Here is a 22,909-nt window from a genome sequence, read left to right as displayed (position 1 = left end):
TTGAAGAGCGTTAAAAACCCTGAGGAAGGAGGTATCCGGCGCCGGTGAAGATAAAGTGGGATATCTTCAACCTGTTTGACGGAATGATCAATATAGAGAGAAGCTACAGGGCTTGCGATAGAGCTCTGGATATGCTCAAAAAGTATAAGGAAAACCCGAAGGCATTCGACGACCCGGAGAAGAAAGCAGAGATGGACGAGACCATCGACGAGGCGATAAAGGTCGCGAAGAAAATCGTAAGTCTTGAGGGGAAGAAAAATTGGCCCGGCGTTTTCCGCGAGATGCACAAAAACCTGGCCAACATCTATATCGGGCTCGGAATGTTCGATGAGGCGAGGGCTGAGATCGAAAAGCTCAAGGAGTTCGGCGAGGTGGGAAGACAGGACGCCGAGGAGGTTTCGCAGAAGCTGGAGCAGGAGCAGAAAACGGAGGAGACGGCGTCCGGAGCATAGATGATCTTCATCGAAGGCCGTTCCCTTCTCCTGCTTGCTCTCATACCGGTGATACTTCTACTCCATCTCCTTAAACTGCGGCGCGGTGATCGGATCGTGCCGAGCGTCATGTTGTGGAGGGAGCTCGTCCAGGAGTCCGGCTCCAACCTCTTCTCCGCCCGGATCAGAAGGTCGCTTCAGCTTCCCCTGCAGATCGCCATCATCTCCTGTCTGGTGCTGGCGCTTGCAAGGCCGGTGACCACGGCCGTGACGCCGATCAAAGGGGAGCTTCTTCTGGTTATAGATTCCTCGGCGAGCATGGCCGCCCATGAGGACGGCGGGACGAGGCTTTCCCAGGCGAAGAACGTCGCCCGCTCGATCATCCGTTCCTTGAAACCCCAAAGCGTTACCCTCGTCGAAGCGGGTGTGAAGGTGAAAACGCTGGTCAGAAGGAGCTCCGATCTAAGTTTAATCCAAAAGGCTGTGGACGGAATATCCCCTTCAGATGGCCCGTGTGATCTGAGGGCGGCCATTATGTTGATCTTCTCCGAAGAGATGTCCGCTATCGCTCTCATAACCGATAAGATGGTGGATATCTCCTCCCTGCCCGATAGAATCTCAAATAGGTTGATGATCTATCGGGTCGGTAAAGACAGGCCAAACTACGGGATAACCGGTCTCCGGGTGGCGTATGATCCCCTTACGGATAGGGAGCTTCTCAGCCTCACCGTCGCAGCATTCAACGCCCCGCCTCGTCGAATTACACTGTGGGTCTACGCCGATGATAAACCGTTCCTGGCAAAAATGGTTCAAGTTCAGGAGGGTTCGCCGGGCCGGGTGACAATTGAGCTGAATAAGAGGTTGGCTACCAGGAGAATCAGCTTGAAACTGGAGGTTAAGGATGCTCTTGACATCGATAACTCGGCCGATCTGATCCTGCCCCCGCATGACAAGCTCAGAATTCTACTCGTGACAGGCTCCGAGAGGACGGGGTTTTTCCTCGAAAGATCGCTTCGTTCGAGCCCGATGGCCGATGTCAGATCTGTGAGACCGGAGGGATATCTGCCCGGGTCGGGATTCGACCTCACGATCTTCGATAACTGGGTTCCCCCGGAGCTGCCCCAGGGTTCTTTTGTCTTCATCAACCCGCGCTCAGGGCTGCCGTCGGCTCCCGTTGTGCGCTATCGACCCAATCCCCTCATACTTAACTGGGATCGAACGCATCCGATCATGAGAGGCCTGGATCTATCGGGCATAAGGATGAGAGGCATGTTGGAGATGGAGATGCCATCCTGGGCCATCCCCCTGGTCGAGACGGACGGTCAGCCGCTGATCTGGGCCGGCGAGGACGTGCATAGGCGCGGATTGGTATTCTGTTTCGACGCCTTTAACCCCGATGTCACCGATTTCCCTCTCAGACCCGAGTGCCCGATCATGATGGAAAACCTGATCGAGTGGTTCTCGAATGTGAGATATGTCGCTCCGCCCTGGGTAAGAGTCGGCCGGGATATCACGCTGAATACGATAAGCTACTCCGAAGTGAATCAGCTCGAGGTCGTCACACCTCAAGGCCGCAAGGTGAAGCTCGATCCCGATAGACCCGTTTTCAGACCTTTGACGAGGGGAATTTACGATGTGCTTGTCAACGGAAAGGAGGTGGGACGGTTTGCCGCCAATATGATAGATAGCTCCGAATCCGATCTATCCGTCCCGACCGGCAGGACGGTCCAGGGGGAGAAAATCAGGGTAACGCTATCCAGGCGAGAGTTGTGGAAGTGGTTCGCCATCGCCGGGGTCCTCTTGATGATCCTGGAGTGGTGGGCCTATCATAGGAGACGTTAATTATGTTCGGCTGACTCACCCGGCGGAAAGCTCCTCGGCATTGAGGAAGTCCATGTAATCTCCCTTCATCCCCATCGCGTAGTATCCTTTGGCCGTAGCATAACGGATCACACCCTCATCTAAGTAAAGCGAGGCTATCACGCCTATCAGTCGCTTATCCTCATATTCGGGGAAGAGCTCCCTGAATCTCCTGAGCTTCTCGGAGAACCTATCGACATGATCCGCCTTGAACTGGCTTTTGACCTCCGCGACGAAGATCACATCCCCGGCGATTCCTATCACGTCGAACTCCTCTCTCAGCTCTCCTTTTCTTCTCTTCCGCCTGATCATGATGTCGTCCAGTTCCAGTCCTAATCGTCTTTTGATCACCTGGGGCAGGGCGGGGGCAACGATGTCCTCAACCAGCGTTCCAAGCCTGTTGGCAAGGTCTCCCCATCTTTTGTTCATCTCCTCTTTAAAGAGCCGCATTTCCAGGGATAGCTGTCTCACGGAGCGGGAGGTCTCCTCCACTTCTCCGGACAGCCTCTCAAGCGCTATTTCGAGTCTATCAACCCTCTCCTGCAGGGTTGTTTGAGCCATCTGATCACCTCACCGCGGGGATGAGCTAAGGAAATTTAACATAGCCGCCGTGTCATGTCAAGGCGATGGACCGAGGTTCAGACGGGAGATCGGACATCCTTATTGACATAGACCGTTTGAGGTTTTAAAATTTGTAAGTCTCCAGATCAAGGGGGGATGAATCAAACTAGAGGGTTAGGATATGACGAAGGTTGAAGGAAAGAGATGGATAGAGAGATGCGGCGTGATCGCCGTGATAAGGGCCTCATCCTCCCAACAGCTGATAGATGTCGCCGCCGCGATCAAGGAGGGAGGCGTCGATGTGATCGAGGTGACGATGACAACCCCCGACGCCCTGAAGGTCATCGAGGCCGTGAGGGCCAAATACGGGGATGAGGTCTATCTGGGGGTCGGATCGGTTCTGGACGGGGAGACCGCCAGGGCTGCCATGCTTTCAGGCGCGGAGTTCATCGTGTCGCCCGTGGTGAAGCCCGACGTCATAGAGATGTGCAATCGATACGGCAAGATAGTCATGCCGGGCGCTTTGACGCCCACCGAGATACTGGATGCGTGGGAGAGAGGCGCGGATTACGTCAAGGTCTTCCCCGCGTCGATCGTCGGTCCCGGATATATCAAGGCGGTCAAGGCGCCGCTCCCTCAGGTGGAGCTGATCCCCACGGGAGGGGTGAACGTCGAAAACGCCGCCGATTTCATCAAGGCGGGGGCGACGGCCCTCGGCGTGGGGGGAGCTCTTGTAAGCAAAAAGGCGATCGCCGAGCGCAACTTCGATCTGCTGACGGAGACCGCTAAGCAACTCGTCGAGGCGGTGCGAAATGCCCGACGAGAGATAAGAGGAGGGTAGGTGAGATGGTCGAAAAGATCAAAGTCCTGGCTTGGTCGGAGCTCTCCGAGCCGAAATCGGTCTATCCCAACGGGATAAACGGAGCTCTGGCCGAATATCTCAACACCCTCGGCGATATCGTCGCCGAGACGGCCAACATCGATGAGCCCGATCAGGGGCTGAGCGAGGGGAAATTGAGCGAGACCGATGTCCTGATATGGTTCGGCCATGTCAGGCACGGCGATGTGACCGATGAGACGGTTGAAAGGGTGGTTAGACACGTCAAAGAGAGGGGAATGGGATACCTCGCCCTTCATTCCTCCCACTTCGCCAGACCCCTCAAGGCGCTTCTCGGAACAAGTTGCGCGTGGCGGGCATATGTAGAGGACGGCAAACCGGGCTACATCAAGGTGGTCAATCCGGACCATCCGATAGCTGAGGGGGTTAGCGATTTCGTCATCCCGCGCGAGGAATGGTACGGCGAGCCGTATGATGTGCCGATACCCGAGGCGGTTATAATCGCAGGGCTTTACTGCGACGGAAAGGAGCTGGCCAGGGACGGCTTGGTCTGGACGGTCGGCAACGGCAGGGTTTTCTACTTCCGCCCCGGACACGAGACCTTTCCGATCTACTATATGGACGAGGTGAGAAGGATAATCGCCAACGGCGTCCGGTGGCTGGCGAAGAGGGTTTGAAATAAGAGCGAATGACATTTATATAACGGTGGTGATATCATGAGCGTAGAGAGGATCAGGGAGCTGTCGAGCCTCCTAAACGTCGGGCTCGCGGATTATGATCAGCAACAGAAGATACTTCAAGAGGAGAGATTGAAGTTCATCCGACTCTCGATAACCAACGGCTTCGGCGACGATGAGAACAGCTCCCGCGAGGCGTGGCTGCTCCATTTAAAGCAGCTTGAGGACAGCCTCATCGTCAGATTGGAGGCGATGCGGCGGGCCATTCTCGAGGCCGCACGCGATCTAGAGGGGGATGGGGGGAAAGGATAGGAAGTTGATTTTCCCATCGCGCCTTGTTATAATTAAGGATGCTTGAAAACACGAGCTATGTAAGGAGGAGGAAAAGGGGAAGATCTCAAATCATGGGAGGAATCTCAAGGAAAGCAGGTAAGGTAAACAGCCTCACGGTGGCGGTTCAGAGCATATCCGAAGCGCAGGCCGTTTCGGGACAGCATGATGAATATCTGAGGCTGATAGAGGATAAGTTCAACACCAGTGTTCTTCTGAGAGGAGAGGGGTTCGAGGTAATCGGAGGTGAGGAGGAAACTCAGGGAGCTGCCAAGGTAATTGAGGAGCTTCTCGCCCTCCTTAGAAGCGGTCAGAGCATAGGTATAAACGATGTCAGATATATCATTCGTATGGTTAAACGTCAGGATAAGATCGTCGAAGTCGGAGAAACCATCCCGGTTCTCTCCAAGCGCGGGTTTATAAGGCCGAAGACGCCGGGGCAACGGAGATATGTGGAGGCGATAAAGACCCACGATCTGGTATTCGGAATAGGGCCGGCAGGAACGGGCAAGACCTACCTGGCGGTCGCCATGGCGGTCGCCTCGCTCAAATCCGGACGCGTGAGCCGTATCATCCTGACGAGGCCCGCCGTTGAGGCTGGCGAGAAGCTCGGATTTCTCCCGGGCGACATACAGGCAAAGATCAACCCGTATCTTAGGCCTCTTTATGACGCCCTTTATGACATGCTCCCGCCGGACACCATAGCCAAGTACATGGAGAAGGGTATCATAGAGGTCGCGCCGCTGGCCTTCATGAGAGGTAGAACGCTCAACAGCTCCTTCATAATTCTCGACGAAGCCCAAAACGCCACTGTCGAACAGATGAAGATGTTCCTGACGCGGCTCGGATTCGACTCAAAGGCGGTCGTCACAGGCGATATCACGCAGATCGACCTGCCCTCCAAGAAGGTCTCCGGGCTGGTGGACGTTCAAGAGGTGCTTTCCGGAATCGATGGGGTTGCTTTCGTCTACTTCACCGGCGAGGATGTGGTGAGACACGAGCTGGTGCAGAGAATCATAGAGGCTTATGAGAACCGGGATTACTCTAGGGAGGGAACAGAATGAGAAGGAGAGGGATCGGCAGAAGGAGCTCGAACGGCGACGTGGAAACGGCGCCGCTATGGCAGCGATTGAAGCTACACTGGTGGCTTACGGGGCTGATATTCGCCGTAGCTCTCGTTTGGCTTTCAATGCCTCTTAAGTATCAACCTATAGACGTAGGGCAGCTCAAGCTAAATGAACCCAGCCCATATACGATCACATCCCCGATAAGCTTCTCCTACCTCGATTCGGAAGCCACCCGACGTCGAAAGGCCGAGATCGAAGCCGAAACTCCGCCCGTCTTCGACATAGACAGGAAATCTCAGATAGACGATCTCAACCATATGTTCGAGGTCGTAAAACGGGTTCGATCCCTTCAGATCCCGCGCAGGGATAAAATAGAAAGGATGGCCAACGACCTGATCATAGGGGATTATCTCTCCCTCAAAACCAGAGAGATACTGGTCGATACGAGCGATGACGATATAGATGGGATAAGGGACAGGGCTGCTTCCATAATGTCGAAGATTCTCGATCGTGGGATAGTCCCAAGCCAATTTGCTCAACGGCTGAAATCCGAGCTCGGAGGAAGTAGAAGGTGGAGGGAGACGGTGGCGGAGCTGCGTTCTAAGCTGGAGCGACAGCCGTCCGATATGGAGATAGCCGCCAGGATGCCCGTGGAGATCCAGCCGGATGGGAACATCATCAAAGCTGGGGAGCTATATCTATGGGCCGAAGCGGTGGAAGCCGTTCAAAGGGAGATCGAGAGGCTGGGGAATTATCCCTTCAAGGACGTGGTGGGGGAGATCGTCAGGAACCTGATAAGGCCGAACGTCTCTTTCGATCCCAAATTAACCGCTCAAAGGCGTAAGGCGGCCGCTGCCGCCGTCAAGGACGTCTACAAGCAGGTGAGCAAGGGCGAACAGATCGTCTCGAAAGGCGAAAAGCTGACGAGATCGGATCTCGATAAACTGACTATGCTTTCCAAGTCGCAGAGGGGTTTCTCTTTCACGCTTATGGTAGGCGTTGCCCTCCTCGTAGTCGCCCTGCTCCTATCGATCGTATATTATATCCTCAAATTCGAGCCGGAGATACTGGATGAATATAGAAAACTTATGACGATATGTCTTTCCGTCCTCCTGATAATGGGTATCGGCAGGTTGATAATCAGGTACGGCTCCAATTCCCTGCCCATGCCTGAGCTGCTGGTTCCGACCGCCATAACATCCGCCATTACCGCCGTCTTGGTCAGTCCGCACCTGGCCATGCTGGTTACCGTGATGATAGGCGTGCTCTTAAGCGTGATGTGCGGCAAAACGCTGGAGATAGCGATCGGATATTTCGCCATGGTTTTCATCGGAGGGATGGTCGCCATATATGCTCTGTCAAAGCTGAGGCATCGGCGTGAGCTCATAGTGGCCGGTTTTTACGTATCGATCGCCAATATCGCCCTCGCCCTGAGCCTTTCGCTATTGCAGAGCGAAGGGTTGAACGTGATGATCGTTAACCTTCTCTCAGGGATGGCCAGCGGGCTCACTGTGGCCTTCCTCACACCGGGATTGCTTCCCTTCTTCGAATATATCGCCCAAACCACTACGGAGATAAAGCTGCTGGAGCTCTCGGATCTGAAAAACCCTATCCTCGCCGAGCTCGAGAGGGTTGCTCAGGGCACATATTATCACAGCATCAACGTGGCAAAGCTGGCCGAGGCGGCTGCAGAGGAGATAGGGGCTAATCCATTGCTCGTCAGGGTCGGTGCCTATTACCACGATATCGGAAAGATGAGACATCCGCTCTACTTCATAGAGAACCAGAACGGAGAGAACATACATGATAGAATCGGCCCCGCTATGAGCGCCAGGATCATCATCTCACACGTTAAAGATGGCGTCGAGATAGCCAAACAGGAGAAACTACCCAAGATCGTTCAGAACATCATCCAACAACATCACGGCACCTCACTGATAACCTATTTCTACCATAAGGCGCTCAAAGGCGAAAAGAGCGTCAACGAGGAGGACTACAGGTATCCGGGGCCTAAACCCCAGACGAAAGAGGCCGCCCTTATCATGCTCGCCGATTCGGTCGAATCGGCCGTTAGATCCACCTTCACCAAGGGAAATCCCAGCTATAATGAGATCAGAGAGCTCGTCCAGAACGTAATAGCCCAGAAGGTCGAGGACGACCAGCTCGACGAGAGCAACCTCACACTCAAGGATATAAAGGACATATCCGATACTTTCATCAAAGCTACCGTCGGCATGTTCCACCAGAGGATAGAGTACCCTCAGCTTGAGGTGAGGGAGGATGAGGTGATACCGATCGATTCGGCTAGAAGACGAAGGAAATCGGATGGCTGAGATTGAGATCATCTTCTCCGAAGAAGCTAAGGGCAAGATCGATGACAGCGAGAAGATCAAGGATCTGATACGAAGGGCCGCCCTAACCACCCTGGAGATGGAAGGTGAGGACGGAATTGTCAGTGTGTTGGTAACGGATGATGAGGAGATTAAAAGGCTCAATAAAACCTATCTCAACGCCGATCGGCCTACCGATGTGCTGGCCTTCTCGATGATGGAGGGCGAAGAGGTTCGATCGGGCGGAGGAGAGAAGATATGGGGGGATGTGGTGATCTCCGTGGACACCGCCGTGAGACAGGCTCAGGAGTATAACAATACCCTCCACGAGGAAATCGCCCTCCTGATCGTTCACGGTGTGTTACATCTATTGGGATATGACGATCAAGACGAGGAAAGCTCGGCTATGATGAGAAAGAAGGAGGCCGAGGCCCTCATGAAACTGGAAAGGAGGTAAGGAGAAGCTTTGGACGCATCCTCTTTTTTAAAGCTTTTCGGTCTGTTTCTCTCCTCCATCGCCTCGGCGGTTTTCTCGAGCATGGAGATGCTGCTCAACCGACTGAGGCGCGAGGAGGTGAAGGAGATCGTCGATAAAGGAGGATCGGACGCCGACAGGGTGACGGATTACCTCCGAAACCCGAGGAAATACCTCGGAGCGGCGTTTATCATCAAAGGGTGTTGCCTTGTCGTGAGCACAATCCTCTGCTTCATGCTCTTCCGGCCCATAGTCGCCTCGCCGATCTACGGCAATCTGATCAGTTTCGCCATAGCTTCGACCCTGATCGTTCTACTGGGCGAAATTATCCCCTATAACTACTCGAAGAACAGAGGCCCCACTTCGGTCGTGCACGCGATATCAACGCTGAAATACACCTATATGCTCCTCTATCCCCTCATCAAGCCCCTCCTCTGGGGAGGGAACATAGTCATCAGGGCCTTTGGAGGAACTCCGGACGGTGAAAACGGAATGGTCTCGGAGGAGGATCTGGAAGCGCTGCAGATGGTGGCCGATAGCGATGAGGTGTTGGAAGAGGAAGAACGGGAGATGATACACAGGATCTGGGAGCTGCCCGATACGCTCGTGCGTGAGATCATGGTCCCCAGAACGGAGATGGTCTGTCTGAACGTCGAGTCCGATATCCAAAAGGTCCTGGACGTCGCGGTGGAGTCGGGACATTCCAGAATACCCGTCTACGAGGACACCATTGACAACATCATAGGCGTCCTATACGTGAAAGACCTGCTCAGATGCTGGAGAGACGGGATCTCTCAGGTGAATCTGGCGGAGATCATCAGGGAACCCTTCTTCGTGCCCGAGGTGAAGAACGTCAAGGATCTCTTCAGGGAGTTGAGGCTCTCGAGACGGCATATAGCGATCGTGGTCGACGAATACGGCGGGACGGCGGGGCTGGTGACGATGGAGGATATCCTGGAGGAGATCGTCGGCGATATACAGGACGAATATGATCTCGAGGATCAGAGCTTTCAGAAGCTGGATGAGAACACTTACATCGTCGACGCCAGGATCGATCTACATGAGGTGAACGAGAAGCTCGGTATAGAGATGCCAGCCGATGAGGTTGAAAGCATTGGCGGACTGCTCGCCGAACTCCTAGGTAGGGTACCTGACCCGGGGGATGAGGTCGAATACGGGGGGGTCAAATTCACAGTGCTGGAGGCCGATGAGAGAAAGGCGATAAAGGTCAGGATAGAGGTTCCGAGGAAATCAGATGAAGAGGGCGATAATTAAACTCAGAAGATACTTCCTCGCCGGCCTGCTCGCCCTGCTTCCGACCATAGTCGTGGTTCTGCTCGTCTTTAAGCTAGTCGCACCGATAGATGAGTTCGTGCTGGCGAGGTTCTCGGAGATACCGTGGCTCAGGCCCATAAGCAAAATACCCGGTTTGGGTCTGATCATCGCGACGGGCTTCATCATCCTCGTGGGCCTGGCCACCACCAACTTCATCGGCAGAAAGGTCGCCGGATACTGGGAAAAGATCATATCCAGGATACCGCTTTTGAGCAAGATCTATATCACGGTCAGACAGATAGCCGATGCGTTTATCAGGTCGGGGGATAGGAAGAGCATATTTAAACAGGTGGTTCTACTGGAGTATCCCAGAGCGGGGATATATTCGATAGGCTTCGTCACCTCATTTGGAAAGGGGGAGATAGCAAGGACGCTCGATCGAAACGTCATACACGTTTTCATCCCCACCACTCCAAACCCCACCTCAGGCTTTCTCCTGATCGTTCCTGAAGATCAGGTTGTCCCTCTGGAGATGAGCGTCGAGGAGGGACTGAAGCTGATAATCTCGGCCGGTGTGCTCATACCGACCGAATTCAAACCCTTGGATTCATCGAGATAGATGTAGTATAATTTCTAACGTGAAGGGAGAAGAGATAAGAGACAAAATGCGGAGGTTCTATCTGACCTCCGAAGTGTATCTGGGATTCCTGCGCAGGCATGATGAGGGGTATCTCAGGCCGTATGTCGATCTGGTCTCGGCCTTCGCCGATCCAGGAGAGCTCATACTGGAGCTGGGCTGTGGCAACGGGCTTTCATCTATGATGTTGGCCCGTAAAGGGTATAGGGTGGTGGGGACGGATCTCTCACCCTTCTTCCTGGCGGAGAGCTCAAGATGGATCGGACCCGATCTCTCATATATCGCCTGCGATGCCCTAGAGCTGCCTTTCAAGGATGAGAGCTTTGATCTCGTCTGTTCAAACGAGCTGATCGAGCACCTGCCGGACGTCAAGATGGGATTGGATGAGATGATGAGGGTGGTTAAACCGGGGGGCAGAATCGTGATCGTCGGTCCCAATCTCTGTTCGCCTATACTTCCGCTGATGGATCTGATCAAAAAGGCTTTAGGACGACATGATGAGATCGTCTGGGCCGGATCGATAGGCGAGGGGCTAAAGTTATGCCTGAAGAACTTCCTCATCTCCATCGGAAAGAGGCTATCGGCAAGACCTCGCTTTATATATCGCGAGCCGGATCTCGACGATAAGGTCATAGGAGGCGATTCCGATAGCTCCTATCTCGCCTCGCCGATAGACCTCGAGAGATATTTCAAGCTCAGGGGATTCAGGATCGAAAGGTTATGCGTGGGAGTGGGAATTAAGGGGAAGATCATGGCTCGAATCATGCCTCGTATGGGGCTTTATATCAGCATGGTTTTCAAAAAACCGCACAAGGCAGGCGATAGAGTATGAACATCAGACCTGACGATTTCGTTCTGGAGATAGGCAGCGGCCACGATCCAAAAATCAGATCGGATGTGTTATGCGATAAGTTCATCGAGGATGACACGCAGCGCGGCGGACCGATCGTGGCCGATAGGATGCTCGTCGCCGCAGACGGACAGTATCTTCCCTTCGCGGATAAATCATTCGACTACACCATCTGCTCACACGTCCTGGAACACGTTGAAGATCCCGAACTGCTGCTTAAGGAGCTCATGAGGGTTAGCTACAGGGGATATATCGAGACGCCCTCTGAGATCGCAGAGAGGCTTTACGGCTGGCCGTACCATAATTGGATCGTCAACCTGATAAACGGGAAGCTGGTGATACAGAAAAAGGTGGGGGGAAACCAGTTCGGCCAGCTTTTCCACTGCCTTGCAGCTCACGATAAGGACTTCGCCAGATTCCATCAGAGGTACCACCACCTCTTCCTCGTGCGGTATGAGTGGGAGGGGAGGATAAACTACACCATCCTGCCGCCCGACCCGTCGCCGCTCCAACTGGAGTCGGCTCAGGCGGTGGAGGAGCTGCTGATGAACGCGCCGGAGGAATCGCTCTTCGACTTCTTCATCTCTTACATCAAAAACTCGATGCCTCAGAGATGGAAGGTCAAGATCAAATCCTTCCTGGCAAGGCGACGTAAGCCGCCTGCCAAAACGCTTAAGGATATAGTCGTCTGTCCCCTCTGCAAGGGGAAGGTGGAATGGAGGAGAAATGAGATAATCTGTCACAGATGTGATATAGCCTATCCGATTAAAAACGGTATCCCCTATCTTTTGGTCCCCGAGGACAGGAAACCGGGGCGTAGCCGAGGGACAAGTTAAAGATGAAAACCTTAGAGGAGATTCGCTTCTGCAAGCTGTGCTGGCTGATCTGGGAGGGAGAGGATAATGAATTTATGGCCGGGGAAATAGCGCCTGCTGGGATCATCCCTGGTCTGAATAGGCGCGATACAAATAGCCCAGCGTATAAACCGAGGATAGATGAAACCAATAGCGATATCCACCTGGTGGTTCGGAAAACAGGCCGTCCTGAAAGCCGGTGAGCTTCTGAGAGAAGGCGTCAGCTCCCTGGATGCCGTTGAGGAGGGGATTAAGGTTGTGGAGGACGACCCTCAGGTCACCTCCGTCGGCTACGGCGGACTGCCGAACAGCAGTGGATACGTCGAGCTTGACGCCGCCATCATGCACGGCCCCACCCACAACGCCGGGAGCGTCGCCGGATTGAGATACATAAAGAACCCGATCTCGGTCGCCCGAAAGGTGATGGAGCTGACCAGGCATGTCATGCTTGTGGGGGAGGGCGCCTTTAAGTTCGCCCTACAATGTGGTTTTCAAAAGATGGAACTGCTGACGGAAGAGAGCAGGAGGAGGTGGCTGGAATGGAGGAAATCCAACGAGGAGGTCGAATCGCATGACACCGTCAGCCTCATCGCCCTCGACTCCAACGGGGATCTAACGGTGGGGTGTTCCACGAGCGGCCTTGCGTATAAACTCCCCGGTCGTGTTGGAGATTCGCCCATAATCGGTGCGGGCGTCTACGTGGATAACGATATCGGCGCAGCGGCGGCGACGGGGGTGGGCGAGGAGATCATGAAGTTCTGCGGCAGCTTCCTGATCGTCGAGAAGATGCGCGACGGATTTTCGCCACAGGAGGCCTGCGAATATGCCGTCAGACGTATCTTAGGTAAAAAGCCCGAAGATAAAGAGATCATGGCTGCTTTCATCGCCCTGTCCAAAGACGGCTCCTTCGGCGCGGCAGCCACAAAGGAGGGCTTCTCCTACGCCGTATGGAGATCCCCCGGCGAGGTGATCACGGGACAACCGGAGGTTGGAAATGAATAGCAGAGGGGGATTATCGTTTCAACAGGTCATCGAATATGTGGAGATGCTTCCACCGGAAGATCAAGAGATTCTGGTGGAGCTTATCAAGCGAAGATTGATAGAGCGACGACGTGCGGAGATAGCTCATAATGCTGAAGAAACCCTGAGAGCTCTGCGCGAGGGTAAGGCATGCCGAGGAACAATTGAGGATCTTAAGGATGATCTGTTGAGAGAAGAATGAAAACCCTTGTATGGCATACAAGTTTCCGCCGGGCTTTTAAACGATGTATAAGGGGAAATCCCCGGTTAAAAGATCGAATTTTTGAGGTCTTGGAACTGTTAGTGGAAGATCCCTTCATTCCAGCCTTAAGAACCCATAAATTGCGCGGACAGTTGGAAGGTTTATGGGCTTGCTGGGTGGAATATGACTGTCGAATAGTCTTCACCTTTGAATCTGATCCTGATTCCGGTAAGGAAATGATCATTCTGATCGATATTGGTTCGCACGATGAGGTATACTAGAGTAATGAGCGAGCAGGTCGATCGTATAGATGAGATATTAAGGCTCGATAGGCTCGTAGACGAGCTCGATCCCTCCGGCCAGCCGAGGATCGAGATAACGTATGCCCCCCATGAGACCCTCCCCGAAAGGTTAGGCGTGCTTTCCGCCTCCTTCAATCCCATAACTAACGCCCATCTGGAGATGGCCCTTAAAACCAGAGAGGAGATCCAACTGGGAGGGATACTGCTGTTGTTGACGAAGGTCAACGTCGATAAAAGGCTCTTCGGAGCGACTCTGACCGACAGACTCCTGATGCTCCACCTCGTCGCCAGGATGTACGATAGGTTCTGGGTCGGCATATCCAGCCACGGGAGATTCGTGGATAAGGCCCGCGCGATAAGATCGAGCTTTCCGCACGTCTTTCCTTTCTTCATAGTCGGATACGACACCCTCGTCAGGATATTCGACCCCAAATATTACGAAAACCCCGAAGGAGAGATAGGGGAGCTTTTCGATAAAGCGCGGCTCATCGTCTTCACCAGGGGGGATAAAACGATCGATGACGTGCTCCGATTTATGAGACATCCCTCCAGATCGAAGTTCTCCGATAAGGTTCTGGCAATGGAGATTCCGGAGCGACTCGCCCATCTCTCATCTACACTCGTCAGGGAGAAGGTGGCCGCCGGAGGGGATATATCCGGCATGATCCCCGAGGAGATCAGAGGATTCATAGAGAGAACGGAGCTCTACTCCAGATCGTCAACATACGATCTGAGGAGGAAGTTGGTGGGATATCTGAAATCGATCTACGAATCCCCACCTGAGGATGTCAAGGGCGACGTGGACGTGGCCGTAAAGCTCATGGCCGTTAACTCACGGGTGGGCGGACGGTTAAAGGAGATCATTCGCTCCGGAGCCATGCCGCTTCAGCCTCGAAGACGAACCCTTAAGGGCGAATCGCTCATAGGAGACTTCGACCTGACCTGTCCGCCGATACATGAGGAGGAAGCCGTGGAGGAAGCGCGCAGATGCCTGCACTGTCCATCTGCACCTTGCAGAAACGGCTGCCCGCTGAACGTGCGTATCAACCAAATCCTGGCTCTGATAGCCGAGGGCGAGATTCCGGAGGCATACCTGACCCTTCGATCCGATAACCCCCTCTTCGGCGTCACATCCTTCCTCTGCCAGGACGAGCTTTATTGCAGGGAAAGCTGTTTCCTCGGTAGGCTGATGGGGCATAGATGTTCGATAAGAAATAAGGAGATCTTCAAATTCCTCTGGCAATGGGGCAGAGAGAGTCGCGATGAGATCCCTCCGCCCTTCAGGATGAACCTGCTCCCCAGCACGGTCAGAGTGGCTGTGGTCGGATCGGGACCGGCAGGTATGGCAGCAGCATGGAGGCTAGCTGAACGGGGATGTTCGGTGACCATTTTCGAGAGGGAAAATCATCCCGGAGGTATACCATACTGGGAGACGCCGCGCTTCAGATTTCCCGCCGATCAGGTGATAAATGACCTTATAAACGACCTGGAGCGGCTCGGCGTGGAGTTCGAGCTCGGTATCAGCATCGGTAAGGAGGGCGATCTCAGCCTCGACGATCTATTTGAGAGGGGATATACCTTGGCCTTCCTGGCCACAGGGCTCACCGTGGCGAAAAGGTTGGGAATACCAGGTGAGGAGGAGAGCGGCACCATCTCGTCCAAGGATCTCTTCAAGATGGAAAGGGAGCTGGGGGTGGAGGAGATGATAAGGCGATTTAGGGGTAAAAGGGTGATCGTCACCGAAGGGGGAAACACCGCCATGGACACGGCGAGAACCCTCCTGAGATACGGCGCACAGCCCCTCGTGGTGTACTGGGAAAAAGGACCTCGTTCCCTAGAAAAGGAGTATGAAGCGGCTAAATCGGAGGGCGTCCAGTTCATGTTCCTCACAAAGCCGATTCGGATGGAAAGAGATCGAGGCCGAATCATCATGAGGGCCGTGAGGATGAAAGATGGAGAGCTTTCGCACGGAAATGAGCTCGAGTTACAGGTGGACGCCGTCGTTAACGCTATAGGGGCGATTCCGGATTTCAAGGACGAAAACCTGATCTTGGACGAAAGAGGGTTCGTCAGGGTCAGTCCGGATGACCTCTCCACATCACGCGAATCGGTCCTTGCTGGCGGAGATCTGATAGAGGAGGGAAACGTGACGAAGGCGATAAGGGATGGCTTCAAAGCGGCCAAGATCATCCTGAGCGCCTATTACGCCGAGGAGGTGGGAAATTGACCGACATCTCGACGGTTCTGGTCACAGGCGGAGCCGGATTTATCGGATCACACCTGTGCGAAAGGCTCGTCTCCCAAGGGATAGAGGTGGTCTGCCTCGACAACTTCGATCCCTTCTACGACCCTAAAATCAAGTGGGGAAACATATCAAACCTTCTGAACCTACCCAACTTCACCCTCATCGAAGGGGATATCAGGGATTTGAAAACTCTCAGGCGGATCAGAGAGGGATACGAGTTCGGAGCTGTGGTTCACCTCGCCGCAAGGGCCGGGGTTAGGAGATCCGCCCGCGAGCCGCTTCTGTATGAGGAGGTGAACGTCAGGGGAACGCTCAACCTGCTTGAGACCTTCAAGGACGCATCCCTGAAGAGCTTTATCTTCGGCTCATCCTCCTCGGTTTACGGGATCATCCGCGAAGCGCCGACGGGAGAGGATGATGAGACGAGCAGGCCGATCTCACCGTATTCGGCCACCAAGAAGGCGGGGGAGTTATTGTGCTATACCTATCATCATCTCTACGACATCCCGGTTACCTGCTTGAGGTTGTTCAGCGTCTACGGCCCTAGGATGCGGCCTGATCTGGCGATACATAAGTTCGCGAGGCTAATTGAGGCGGGAGAGGAGCTGCCCATACTGGGCGACGGCAGGGCGAGGAGGGATTACACGTATGTTTCGGACATCGTGGATGGGATCATCTCGGCGCTGAAGAGGCCGTTTGGATATGAGGTGTTCAACCTTGGCAACTCGCGGGCGGTGGAGTTGTTGGAGATTGTGAGACTTTTGGAGAAGAGCTTAGGGAAAGCTGCGAGATTAAAGTTCCTCCCACCTCATCCCAGCGACGTTCCGGAGACATGTGCTGATATCAGCAGGGCGGTGCGGATGTTGGGGTATTCTCCCAAAGTGGAGATATCAGTCGGCATTCGAGAGTTTGTGAGGTGGTTCAAACATCATCAATAATAGCATCTTCCCTGCTTCATGTGGCTATCCCGGCAAAGCTGAGAAGCCCAGTTGACTCTCGCTTAGTAATGTCATCGTGAGTCGAGAATACCCTCCAAGTTACATATTTCACCACCTTTGTGATATAATAGTAACGTTATGAGGTGCCGGTTTGAGATCGTCTCACAAAAGAGCATAGAGGATCTGGTGATAGAGATCGAGAGCAGGAAGATCGAGGCCAAACGGGAACAGATCGCCCATCTGTGCCTGGAGCTTGAAGAGATGAAACTCGATCTGCGTCGTTTTGAGGCGGAATACGGGGCTATGATCGGTAAACTGCTCCTCGAACTGGATAGGCTGAAGGTGAAGCTGAAGGAATATTCGCTTAAGATCGAAACCGCAAACGCCAATCCGAATATGACCGAGGAGGAGATCGATCAACTGATAGAGGGGAAACTGAAATGGGAGAGGGCTAAGGTGGAGAAACAGGAGGAGATGTTGGAGAAGATCAAAGATGAATTCGAACCCGGGGAATCGGATCGAACGGAACGGGAGGAGATGAGGAGGCTCTACCTGAAGTTGGCTAAAAAGTATCACCCCGATAAGGCTGAGGACAAGGAGAAAAGCGAGCGGATGATGGCCATCATCAATAAGGCTTATGAGGAGGGCGATCTTCAGCTCCTCCGAAAGCTCTCGGTGCAGGTCGATGATGAGATCGAAGAGCCCAGCAAAAAGCGGAGGATCGAAAGGCTCAGGGAGCAGGACAGGAGGCTGGATCGCGTGATCGCCGAGCTGAAAGAGGAGATAGAAAGGATAAGGAGATCGCCGATGTATAGGCTGAAATGTCAGGTCGAGGCCGCAAAAAGACGGGGCGAAGATCTGTTTGAGAGGATGGCCGAGGAGGTGAGGGGGAAGATCAAAACCCTTAGGTTCCGATTGGAGCTTATGAGCGCGAGGTTTAAGTCCATGATGAACCTCAGAAAGAGCTTGAGAGGTATGATGAGATGGCTTTAAAGGACAAGCTGAGACCCGAGACATCCAGACTTTTCCTGGCGATGGGCGTGGGGGTGGCGACCATCCTGTTCGCCTATTACGGAGGGAAACACGCCGAGATATTTACTGACGTGATCATCGGCGGATCCGTGGGCGTGATCCTCTATTTCCTGACCTCCAAACCCTTCAAAAATCTCAGGCGTGAGAGGATCAGATGTGTCAACTGCGGCAGGAGGTTCACGATCAAGATACCCGTCAACACCTTCATCACCGGCTTCGCCAGAGGTGATACTAAGCCCCAGGTCTATCCCAACGAGAAGACGCTGCTGATAACACATAAGAAATGCGGCAAGCCGATGTATGTCTTTTACAGGGAGACACCTCCGCTTGAGGTGCTCGCCAAATCCAGAGGAGGTAGGTGATGTATCCCAAACTATTTCAGATAGGGCCGATAACGGTATGGTCGTTCGGGGTGATGATGGCGCTGGCTTTCATCACAACCTCAATACTTCTGCAGAAGGAGCTTGCCCGCAGGGGCGTTAACGGCAATACGGCTAGCTGGATAACCATAGCGGCTATCGCCGGTGGTATAATAGGCGCGAAGTTCTATTGGGCCTTCGAGCACTTCGGGGAGTTCATCCACAGCCCTCTCTCGTCGCTCTTCACGGGGAGCGGATTGACCTGGTATGGGGGCGTGATGTTGGCCGCCCTGGCGGTCGCGCTGACGATAAAGCTCTCCTGCAAAGGCAATCCCTTCTGGAAGGTGGCCGATCCGATAGGACCGCTTATAGCCCTGGGATACGCCATAGGGAGAATGGGATGCTTCCTCTCAGGCGACGGCGATTACGGTCCGCCCTCCAATCTGCCCTGGGCGATGGCCTTTCCTCACGGCACCGTCCCGACACCGCCCGGCGTCAGGGTCCATCCTACACCGCTGTATGAGATAGCCCTGTCACTGCCCATCTTCTTTTACCTCTGGCATATGCGTAAGAAGGTGGAGGATATGCCGGGATATCTGTTCGGGATGTATATGATACTGGGGGGATGCGAGAGGTTCATAACCGAGTTCTGGCGTCTGACGCCTAAAACACCCTTCGGTTTAACCTACCCTCAGACCTGGAGCCTGCTGATGATAGGGGGAGGGGCGATTCTGGTCTGGTATGCTAAAAATCATAGGATTACTCCACAGGAGACGAGACGAACGAAAGGCAGAAGGAGGGGAAGGTGAGGGGGAGATTTGACGTCGTGGGGATCGGCTACTCCTCCGTCGATTACCTCGGGATCGTTCCCAGTTACCCTCCCGAGGCCGACGAGAAGACGGAGATGTTGGAGTTTACGATGCAGGGCGGCGGGCCGGCGGCCACAGCCCTTGTGACGCTTTCAAAACTGGGGGCGAGGGTCGCCTTCATAGGCAAGATCGGTGACGACGATTTCGGCGATTTTATGCTCAGAGAGCTTCAACGAGAAGGCGTGGATGTATCGATGACGCTCGTCGAGCCGGGCGCTAAATCCCCCTTCGCCTTCATAATCGTCGAAAGGGGAACGGGTAGGAGGACGATCCTCTGGACGAGATCCACCGCCTCGGAGCTTTCACCGCGGGAGGTGGATATGAAGCTCATCGCCTCGGCCAGGATGCTCTACCTGGACGGCCTTCAGATGGAGGCGTCCATCCAGGCCGCAAAGATCGCCCGAGAGAAAGGCGTTACCGTTTTCCTCGATGCCGATACACTCTGGAGCAGATCCGAGGAGCTGATAGGTCTTTGTGACGTGGTGATCGCCTCGAAGAGCTTTGCCAAAGATCTGACGGGAAGCGAGGATTATGAAGGCGCGATCCGAGCCATAATAGATCTCGGCCCCCGAATCGCCGGCGTGACCCTGGGAGAGGAAGGCTGTATCTGCTGCGATGGCGGCCCGATCGTTCGTAAGCCGGCCTTCAAGGTGGAGGTGGTGGACACGACGGGGGCAGGCGATGTGTTCCACGGGGCCTTCGCCTATGGACTGCTTTCGGGATGGGAGCTGGATAGGATCGCCGAGTTCGCAAACGCCGTCGCCGCTCTGAAATGCCGTAAATTGGGCGGCAGGGCCGGAATACCCACCCTGGAGGAGGTGCTTGACTTTTTGGGATGGACAGACGAACATCTATCTCTCTCCTGATATCTCTCCTCATACACGCTTCGCCCTTAATCCTCCTGAGCCTCTTCAACTTCACCCTCCCATGGGGGCGTTTCACCGTCCCAAATCGGATGGATGAGACCCTTCCTCTGAGGTCAAAACCGATGCAGGTGGATATAATCGAAGCGAGACCGGAGGTCCGAAGGCCGCTGTTCGGCAGGGATTCGATCACAAAGAGGGCAAAACCCAGAGAGATGTTGGCAAAGCTGAACAGAGGCATGAAAAACGCCGCCTCCATCCCCACCTCCGTGGATACACGGAATATCTCCAGGCCGCTGAAGACGGAATTGAACCTGATAGATCCTGCAAGCTTTATGGGGCTCGAGGAGCCGAGCATAGGCGGCCTGAGCGAGCCCGATTACCGCAATGAGGAGGGATCGAAGGGAAAGGGGAAGGCGGAGAACAGGGGAAACAGCGCCGGCTCGGGCGATCTGGATTCTCAGATGTCGGATCGGCTTCAGAGAATCGCCGCATGGATGGGGAACTCATCAAAAGCCGACGCCGTCGACGTGGCCTTCATCCTCGACACAAGCGGCAGCATGGAGGATAACATCAAGGCTGTGGGGAATCACCTGGACGAAATGGCCGCCTCGCTCAAATCAAGTGGACTTGATTACAGGATAGCTGTGGTCAAATTCAGATATCTGCGGAGGGATATGCTCGTCTTCCCGTTCACAAAGGATGTGGACAGATACAGAAGACTGCTCCGAAATGTCAGATGTTATGGGGATGAAAGGGCCCTCGACGCTTTAGATAAAGCTATGGATCAGCTTCAGTTCCGTAAAGGGGCAAAACGGCATTTCATACTCGTCACGGACGAGCCGTTGAAGGGAAGTCTCCCGTTTGTAGAGATACTGAACAGGTGCAGGCGTATGAGAATAGCCGTCACAGTCATAGGGATAGATGACCCATATCATAAAATTCTCGCCGGACAGACCGGCGGTATATTCCTTCATATACCGAGGTGAAAGGGATGAGAAGGATCAGCGTGGGTGTGATCACGGTCAGCGATAAAGCCTCCCGCGGGGAGCGAGAGGATAGAAGCTATCATGCCATAAGGGATGTACTCGAGGGTTTCAAAGGTCAGACAGCTCGCTTTGAAATTCTCCGATATGAAATTGTGCCGGATGAAAGGGATCGGATAGCTTCGCTGCTCAGGAAACTTGCCGATGAGGAAGGGTTAGATCTGGTGCTTACGACGGGTGGAACGGGCCTTTCGCCCAGGGACGTCACACCTGAGGCGACGATGGAGGTGGTGGAGAGGATCGTGCCGGGCATACCGGAGGCGATGAGGGCGGAGAGCATCAGAAAAACACCCGCCGGGATGCTTTCCAGATCGGTCTGCGGGATAAGAGGTGGAACGCTGATAATAAACCTGCCGGGAAGCCCTAAAGGTGCAAAGGAGTGTTTGGAAGCCGTGATCGCCGCCCTGCCCCATGCGATAGAGGTCCTCAAGGGCGATCTAGGGGATCACGAACCGCCGCAACCGTAGCCTTTCTGCCATCATTTAATCGTCCGCCCCAGGTCAGGAGCGAGGATCGAGGAACCAGGAACGGAAAACGTTACAACGTTAAACGTTGAACGTGCAACGGATTTTCCTCTCTCCTAGCTCCTCGTTCCTTATTTCAGTATCACCATCCTTCTTATGACCGAATAACTCCCCGCCGTGAAGCGATACAGATACACCCCGCTTGCGACCCTTTCCCCCATACCGCTCCGCCCGTCCCAATACGCGGCCCTCGATCGGTCGACGTAATATCCCGCCGGAAGCCTTCCCAGATCCAAAACCCGAACCACCCTGCCCGATATATCGTATATCTCCACCCTCACCTCAGCATCATCCGCCAATTGGAACGGTATCCATACCTCAGAGTTGAACGGATTGGGGAAGCTGGCCAGCAGACGTGTCCTGTGCGGCGCAGTGCAGAAGGGAACGCGTATCTCCCCCAACCTTCCGAGACGCCCCTTGCCATCTACGACCTGTATGTCCCTGAGCGCTATCCCTTCCCTGCTCCTGCCATCGCCTATCACCCGGAATCTAAGCTTGAGCAGCACTCCATCTCCCCTTGATGGGCCGGATCGACTCGCACAGAGCACCCTGCCCTCATGGAAGAGGAAAAGGGTATTTTCGAGGAAATCCCCCTCCTCGACGTCCATCAGCTTCAGCAGGGATCTATCGTAGCTCAGCACGAAACCATATGCCTTCATCCAAGCGTTTCGGGCAACCACCTCCACCTCTACGATATCGCCCCTGTGCGGGAGCCTCTCGGGCAGCTTCAGGGCCAGTTGCCCTCCGGAGTAATCTTTCCCCTGAGATGGTGCCGCCGGAGCCTTTCCTCCCACCTTCTTGCCGAAGTTCTCGGCCAGTATGCCGAAATCGAACAGATCCACAACCCCGTCTCCGTTGAAATCGGCCTTCGGATCGGTCGTCCCGAAGACGGAGGCCAGGATGTTGAAGTCGAACAGATCCACGAATCCGTCCCCGTTCGCATCGCCGAAGGGGAAGGTATCGTAATCCGGAAGCGGGTCATACGGCCCCCAACTGGGTGAGAGGTTGCCGAGGCTGACGACTGTGTAGCCTGCATTCTTACCGTTGAGGCTGCCACCATGGACGATCAACTCTGAGTCACGGAGGTCGACGTAGTTCAGATCAACCTGACCGCTGGAGTTGACCTGCAGAGTCCATCTCGATCCTCCTTCCCCTTCTCCGGGGCCGAGCAGTTGTATGTGATCCGATGGTGAGCCCGTCACCTTCCATGTCCCGTTGACAACCACACTAGATCCTCCTGCAAAGTTATACACCGACCCAGGCGTCACATCTCTTACAGTCGCCCCTCCCGCTATGGTGAACGTCCCATTGATGTTGACGTTTG

The 22,909-nt window shown here is 54.3% G+C and carries 25 protein-coding genes; 23 read left to right on the top strand and 2 right to left on the bottom strand.

What is annotated here, in order from left to right; genetic code table 11:
• The first annotated feature begins 44 nt into the window (after positions 1 to 44).
• Together J7M22_00335 and J7M22_00330 are read left to right on the top strand one after the other, a co-directional pair.
• On the top strand, positions 45 to 452 hold the full coding sequence (locus tag J7M22_00335; GenBank protein MCD6505044.1) for a hypothetical protein: 408 nt from the start codon (positions 45 to 47) through the stop codon (positions 450 to 452).
• Entirely contained in the window at positions 453 to 2,273 is a 1,821-nt protein-coding gene (locus J7M22_00330; protein ID MCD6505043.1) for a BatA and WFA domain-containing protein, read from the top strand. It begins immediately after the preceding gene.
• 15 nt (positions 2,274 to 2,288) lie between these two features.
• Here J7M22_00330 and J7M22_00325 read toward each other — a convergent pair whose 3' ends face one another.
• Positions 2,289 to 2,852 carry a hypothetical protein gene (locus tag J7M22_00325; GenBank protein MCD6505042.1) on the bottom strand — a complete coding sequence of 188 codons (564 nt, stop codon included), beginning with the start codon at positions 2,850 to 2,852 and terminating at the stop codon, positions 2,289 to 2,291.
• Positions 2,853 to 3,033: 181 nt separating this feature from the next.
• Here J7M22_00325 and eda point away from each other — a divergent pair, with 181 nt between their 5' ends.
• The 21 genes from eda to mog all read left to right on the top strand — a co-directional run bounded on the left by eda (position 3,034) and on the right by mog (position 21,528).
• The gene (gene eda / locus J7M22_00320) at positions 3,034 to 3,693 is read left to right on the top strand and encodes a bifunctional 4-hydroxy-2-oxoglutarate aldolase/2-dehydro-3-deoxy-phosphogluconate aldolase (protein MCD6505041.1); all 660 of its coding nucleotides are present in this window, start codon (positions 3,034 to 3,036) and stop codon (positions 3,691 to 3,693) included.
• A 5-nt stretch (positions 3,694 to 3,698) separates the two neighbouring features.
• Positions 3,699 to 4,367, top strand: coding sequence for a ThuA domain-containing protein (locus tag J7M22_00315; protein MCD6505040.1), 669 nt, complete (start codon positions 3,699 to 3,701; stop codon positions 4,365 to 4,367).
• Positions 4,368 to 4,406: 39 nt separating this feature from the next.
• Positions 4,407 to 4,679 (top strand): hypothetical protein, encoded by a 273-nt coding sequence (locus tag J7M22_00310; protein ID MCD6505039.1) that lies wholly within the window; start codon positions 4,407 to 4,409, stop codon positions 4,677 to 4,679.
• Between the two features lie 92 nt (positions 4,680 to 4,771).
• Positions 4,772 to 5,761, top strand: a complete 990-nt coding sequence (locus J7M22_00305) for a PhoH family protein (GenBank protein ID MCD6505038.1) — start codon at positions 4,772 to 4,774, stop codon at positions 5,759 to 5,761.
• Positions 5,758 to 8,097: an HDIG domain-containing protein gene (locus J7M22_00300; GenBank protein ID MCD6505037.1), complete on the top strand. Its 2,340-nt coding sequence runs from the start codon at positions 5,758 to 5,760 to the stop codon at positions 8,095 to 8,097. The genes J7M22_00305 and J7M22_00300 overlap by 4 nt, the downstream gene beginning before the upstream one ends.
• Positions 8,090 to 8,551 (top strand): rRNA maturation RNase YbeY, encoded by a 462-nt coding sequence (gene ybeY / locus J7M22_00295; GenBank protein MCD6505036.1) that lies wholly within the window; start codon positions 8,090 to 8,092, stop codon positions 8,549 to 8,551. Before J7M22_00300 ends, ybeY begins: the two co-directional genes overlap by 8 nt.
• 9 nt (positions 8,552 to 8,560) lie before the next feature.
• Positions 8,561 to 9,844 (top strand): HlyC/CorC family transporter, encoded by a 1,284-nt coding sequence (locus J7M22_00290; GenBank protein ID MCD6505035.1) that lies wholly within the window; start codon positions 8,561 to 8,563, stop codon positions 9,842 to 9,844.
• A complete protein-coding gene (locus J7M22_00285) occupies positions 9,825 to 10,463 on the top strand; it encodes a DUF502 domain-containing protein (GenBank protein MCD6505034.1) in 639 nt (212 codons plus the stop codon). Before J7M22_00290 ends, J7M22_00285 begins: the two co-directional genes overlap by 20 nt.
• A 46-nt stretch (positions 10,464 to 10,509) precedes the next feature.
• Positions 10,510 to 11,313, top strand: a complete 804-nt coding sequence (locus tag J7M22_00280; GenBank protein MCD6505033.1) for a class I SAM-dependent methyltransferase — start codon at positions 10,510 to 10,512, stop codon at positions 11,311 to 11,313.
• The gene (locus J7M22_00275; GenBank protein ID MCD6505032.1) at positions 11,310 to 12,167 is read left to right on the top strand and encodes a methyltransferase domain-containing protein; all 858 of its coding nucleotides are present in this window, start codon (positions 11,310 to 11,312) and stop codon (positions 12,165 to 12,167) included. Before J7M22_00280 ends, J7M22_00275 begins: the two co-directional genes overlap by 4 nt.
• A 159-nt stretch (positions 12,168 to 12,326) precedes the next feature.
• Complete coding sequence (locus tag J7M22_00270; GenBank protein MCD6505031.1) at positions 12,327 to 13,187, top strand: N(4)-(beta-N-acetylglucosaminyl)-L-asparaginase; 861 nt, start codon at positions 12,327 to 12,329, stop codon at positions 13,185 to 13,187.
• On the top strand, positions 13,180 to 13,407 hold the full coding sequence (locus tag J7M22_00265; protein MCD6505030.1) for a hypothetical protein: 228 nt from the start codon (positions 13,180 to 13,182) through the stop codon (positions 13,405 to 13,407). Before J7M22_00270 ends, J7M22_00265 begins: the two co-directional genes overlap by 8 nt.
• Entirely contained in the window at positions 13,404 to 13,688 is a 285-nt protein-coding gene (locus tag J7M22_00260; protein ID MCD6505029.1) for a type II toxin-antitoxin system mRNA interferase toxin, RelE/StbE family, read from the top strand. The genes J7M22_00265 and J7M22_00260 overlap by 4 nt, the downstream gene beginning before the upstream one ends.
• Before the next feature lie 4 nt (positions 13,689 to 13,692).
• On the top strand, positions 13,693 to 15,936 hold the full coding sequence (locus J7M22_00255) for an FAD-dependent oxidoreductase (protein ID MCD6505028.1): 2,244 nt from the start codon (positions 13,693 to 13,695) through the stop codon (positions 15,934 to 15,936).
• 5 nt (positions 15,937 to 15,941) lie between these two features.
• Entirely contained in the window at positions 15,942 to 16,892 is a 951-nt protein-coding gene (locus tag J7M22_00250; protein MCD6505027.1) for a GDP-mannose 4,6-dehydratase, read from the top strand.
• A gap of 186 nt (positions 16,893 to 17,078) precedes the next feature.
• Entirely contained in the window at positions 17,079 to 17,885 is an 807-nt protein-coding gene (locus J7M22_00245) for a DnaJ domain-containing protein (protein MCD6505026.1), read from the top strand.
• Positions 17,876 to 18,286, top strand: coding sequence for a hypothetical protein (locus tag J7M22_00240; protein ID MCD6505025.1), 411 nt, complete (start codon positions 17,876 to 17,878; stop codon positions 18,284 to 18,286). Before J7M22_00245 ends, J7M22_00240 begins: the two co-directional genes overlap by 10 nt.
• Positions 18,286 to 19,092 (top strand): prolipoprotein diacylglyceryl transferase, encoded by an 807-nt coding sequence (locus J7M22_00235; GenBank protein MCD6505024.1) that lies wholly within the window; start codon positions 18,286 to 18,288, stop codon positions 19,090 to 19,092. Before J7M22_00240 ends, J7M22_00235 begins: the two co-directional genes overlap by 1 nt.
• Positions 19,089 to 20,018, top strand: a complete 930-nt coding sequence (locus tag J7M22_00230) for a sugar kinase (protein MCD6505023.1) — start codon at positions 19,089 to 19,091, stop codon at positions 20,016 to 20,018. Before J7M22_00235 ends, J7M22_00230 begins: the two co-directional genes overlap by 4 nt.
• A 122-nt stretch (positions 20,019 to 20,140) precedes the next feature.
• Entirely contained in the window at positions 20,141 to 21,004 is an 864-nt protein-coding gene (locus J7M22_00225) for a VWA domain-containing protein (protein MCD6505022.1), read from the top strand.
• A gap of 5 nt (positions 21,005 to 21,009) precedes the next feature.
• The gene (gene mog, locus J7M22_00220; protein MCD6505021.1) at positions 21,010 to 21,528 is read left to right on the top strand and encodes a molybdopterin adenylyltransferase; all 519 of its coding nucleotides are present in this window, start codon (positions 21,010 to 21,012) and stop codon (positions 21,526 to 21,528) included.
• Positions 21,529 to 21,656: 128 nt separating this feature from the next.
• On the opposite strand, the gene J7M22_00215 is transcribed toward mog, so the two are convergent.
• Positions 21,657 to 22,909, bottom strand: a 1,253-nt coding sequence (locus J7M22_00215; protein MCD6505020.1) for a T9SS type A sorting domain-containing protein, incomplete at its 5' end; no start/stop codon positions are given.

This window comes from Candidatus Poribacteria bacterium (assembly GCA_021162805.1).
GTDB lineage: Bacteria > Poribacteria > WGA-4E > B28-G17 > B28-G17 > JAGGXZ01.
This window is presented reverse-complemented; position numbering and strand designations above follow the sequence as displayed.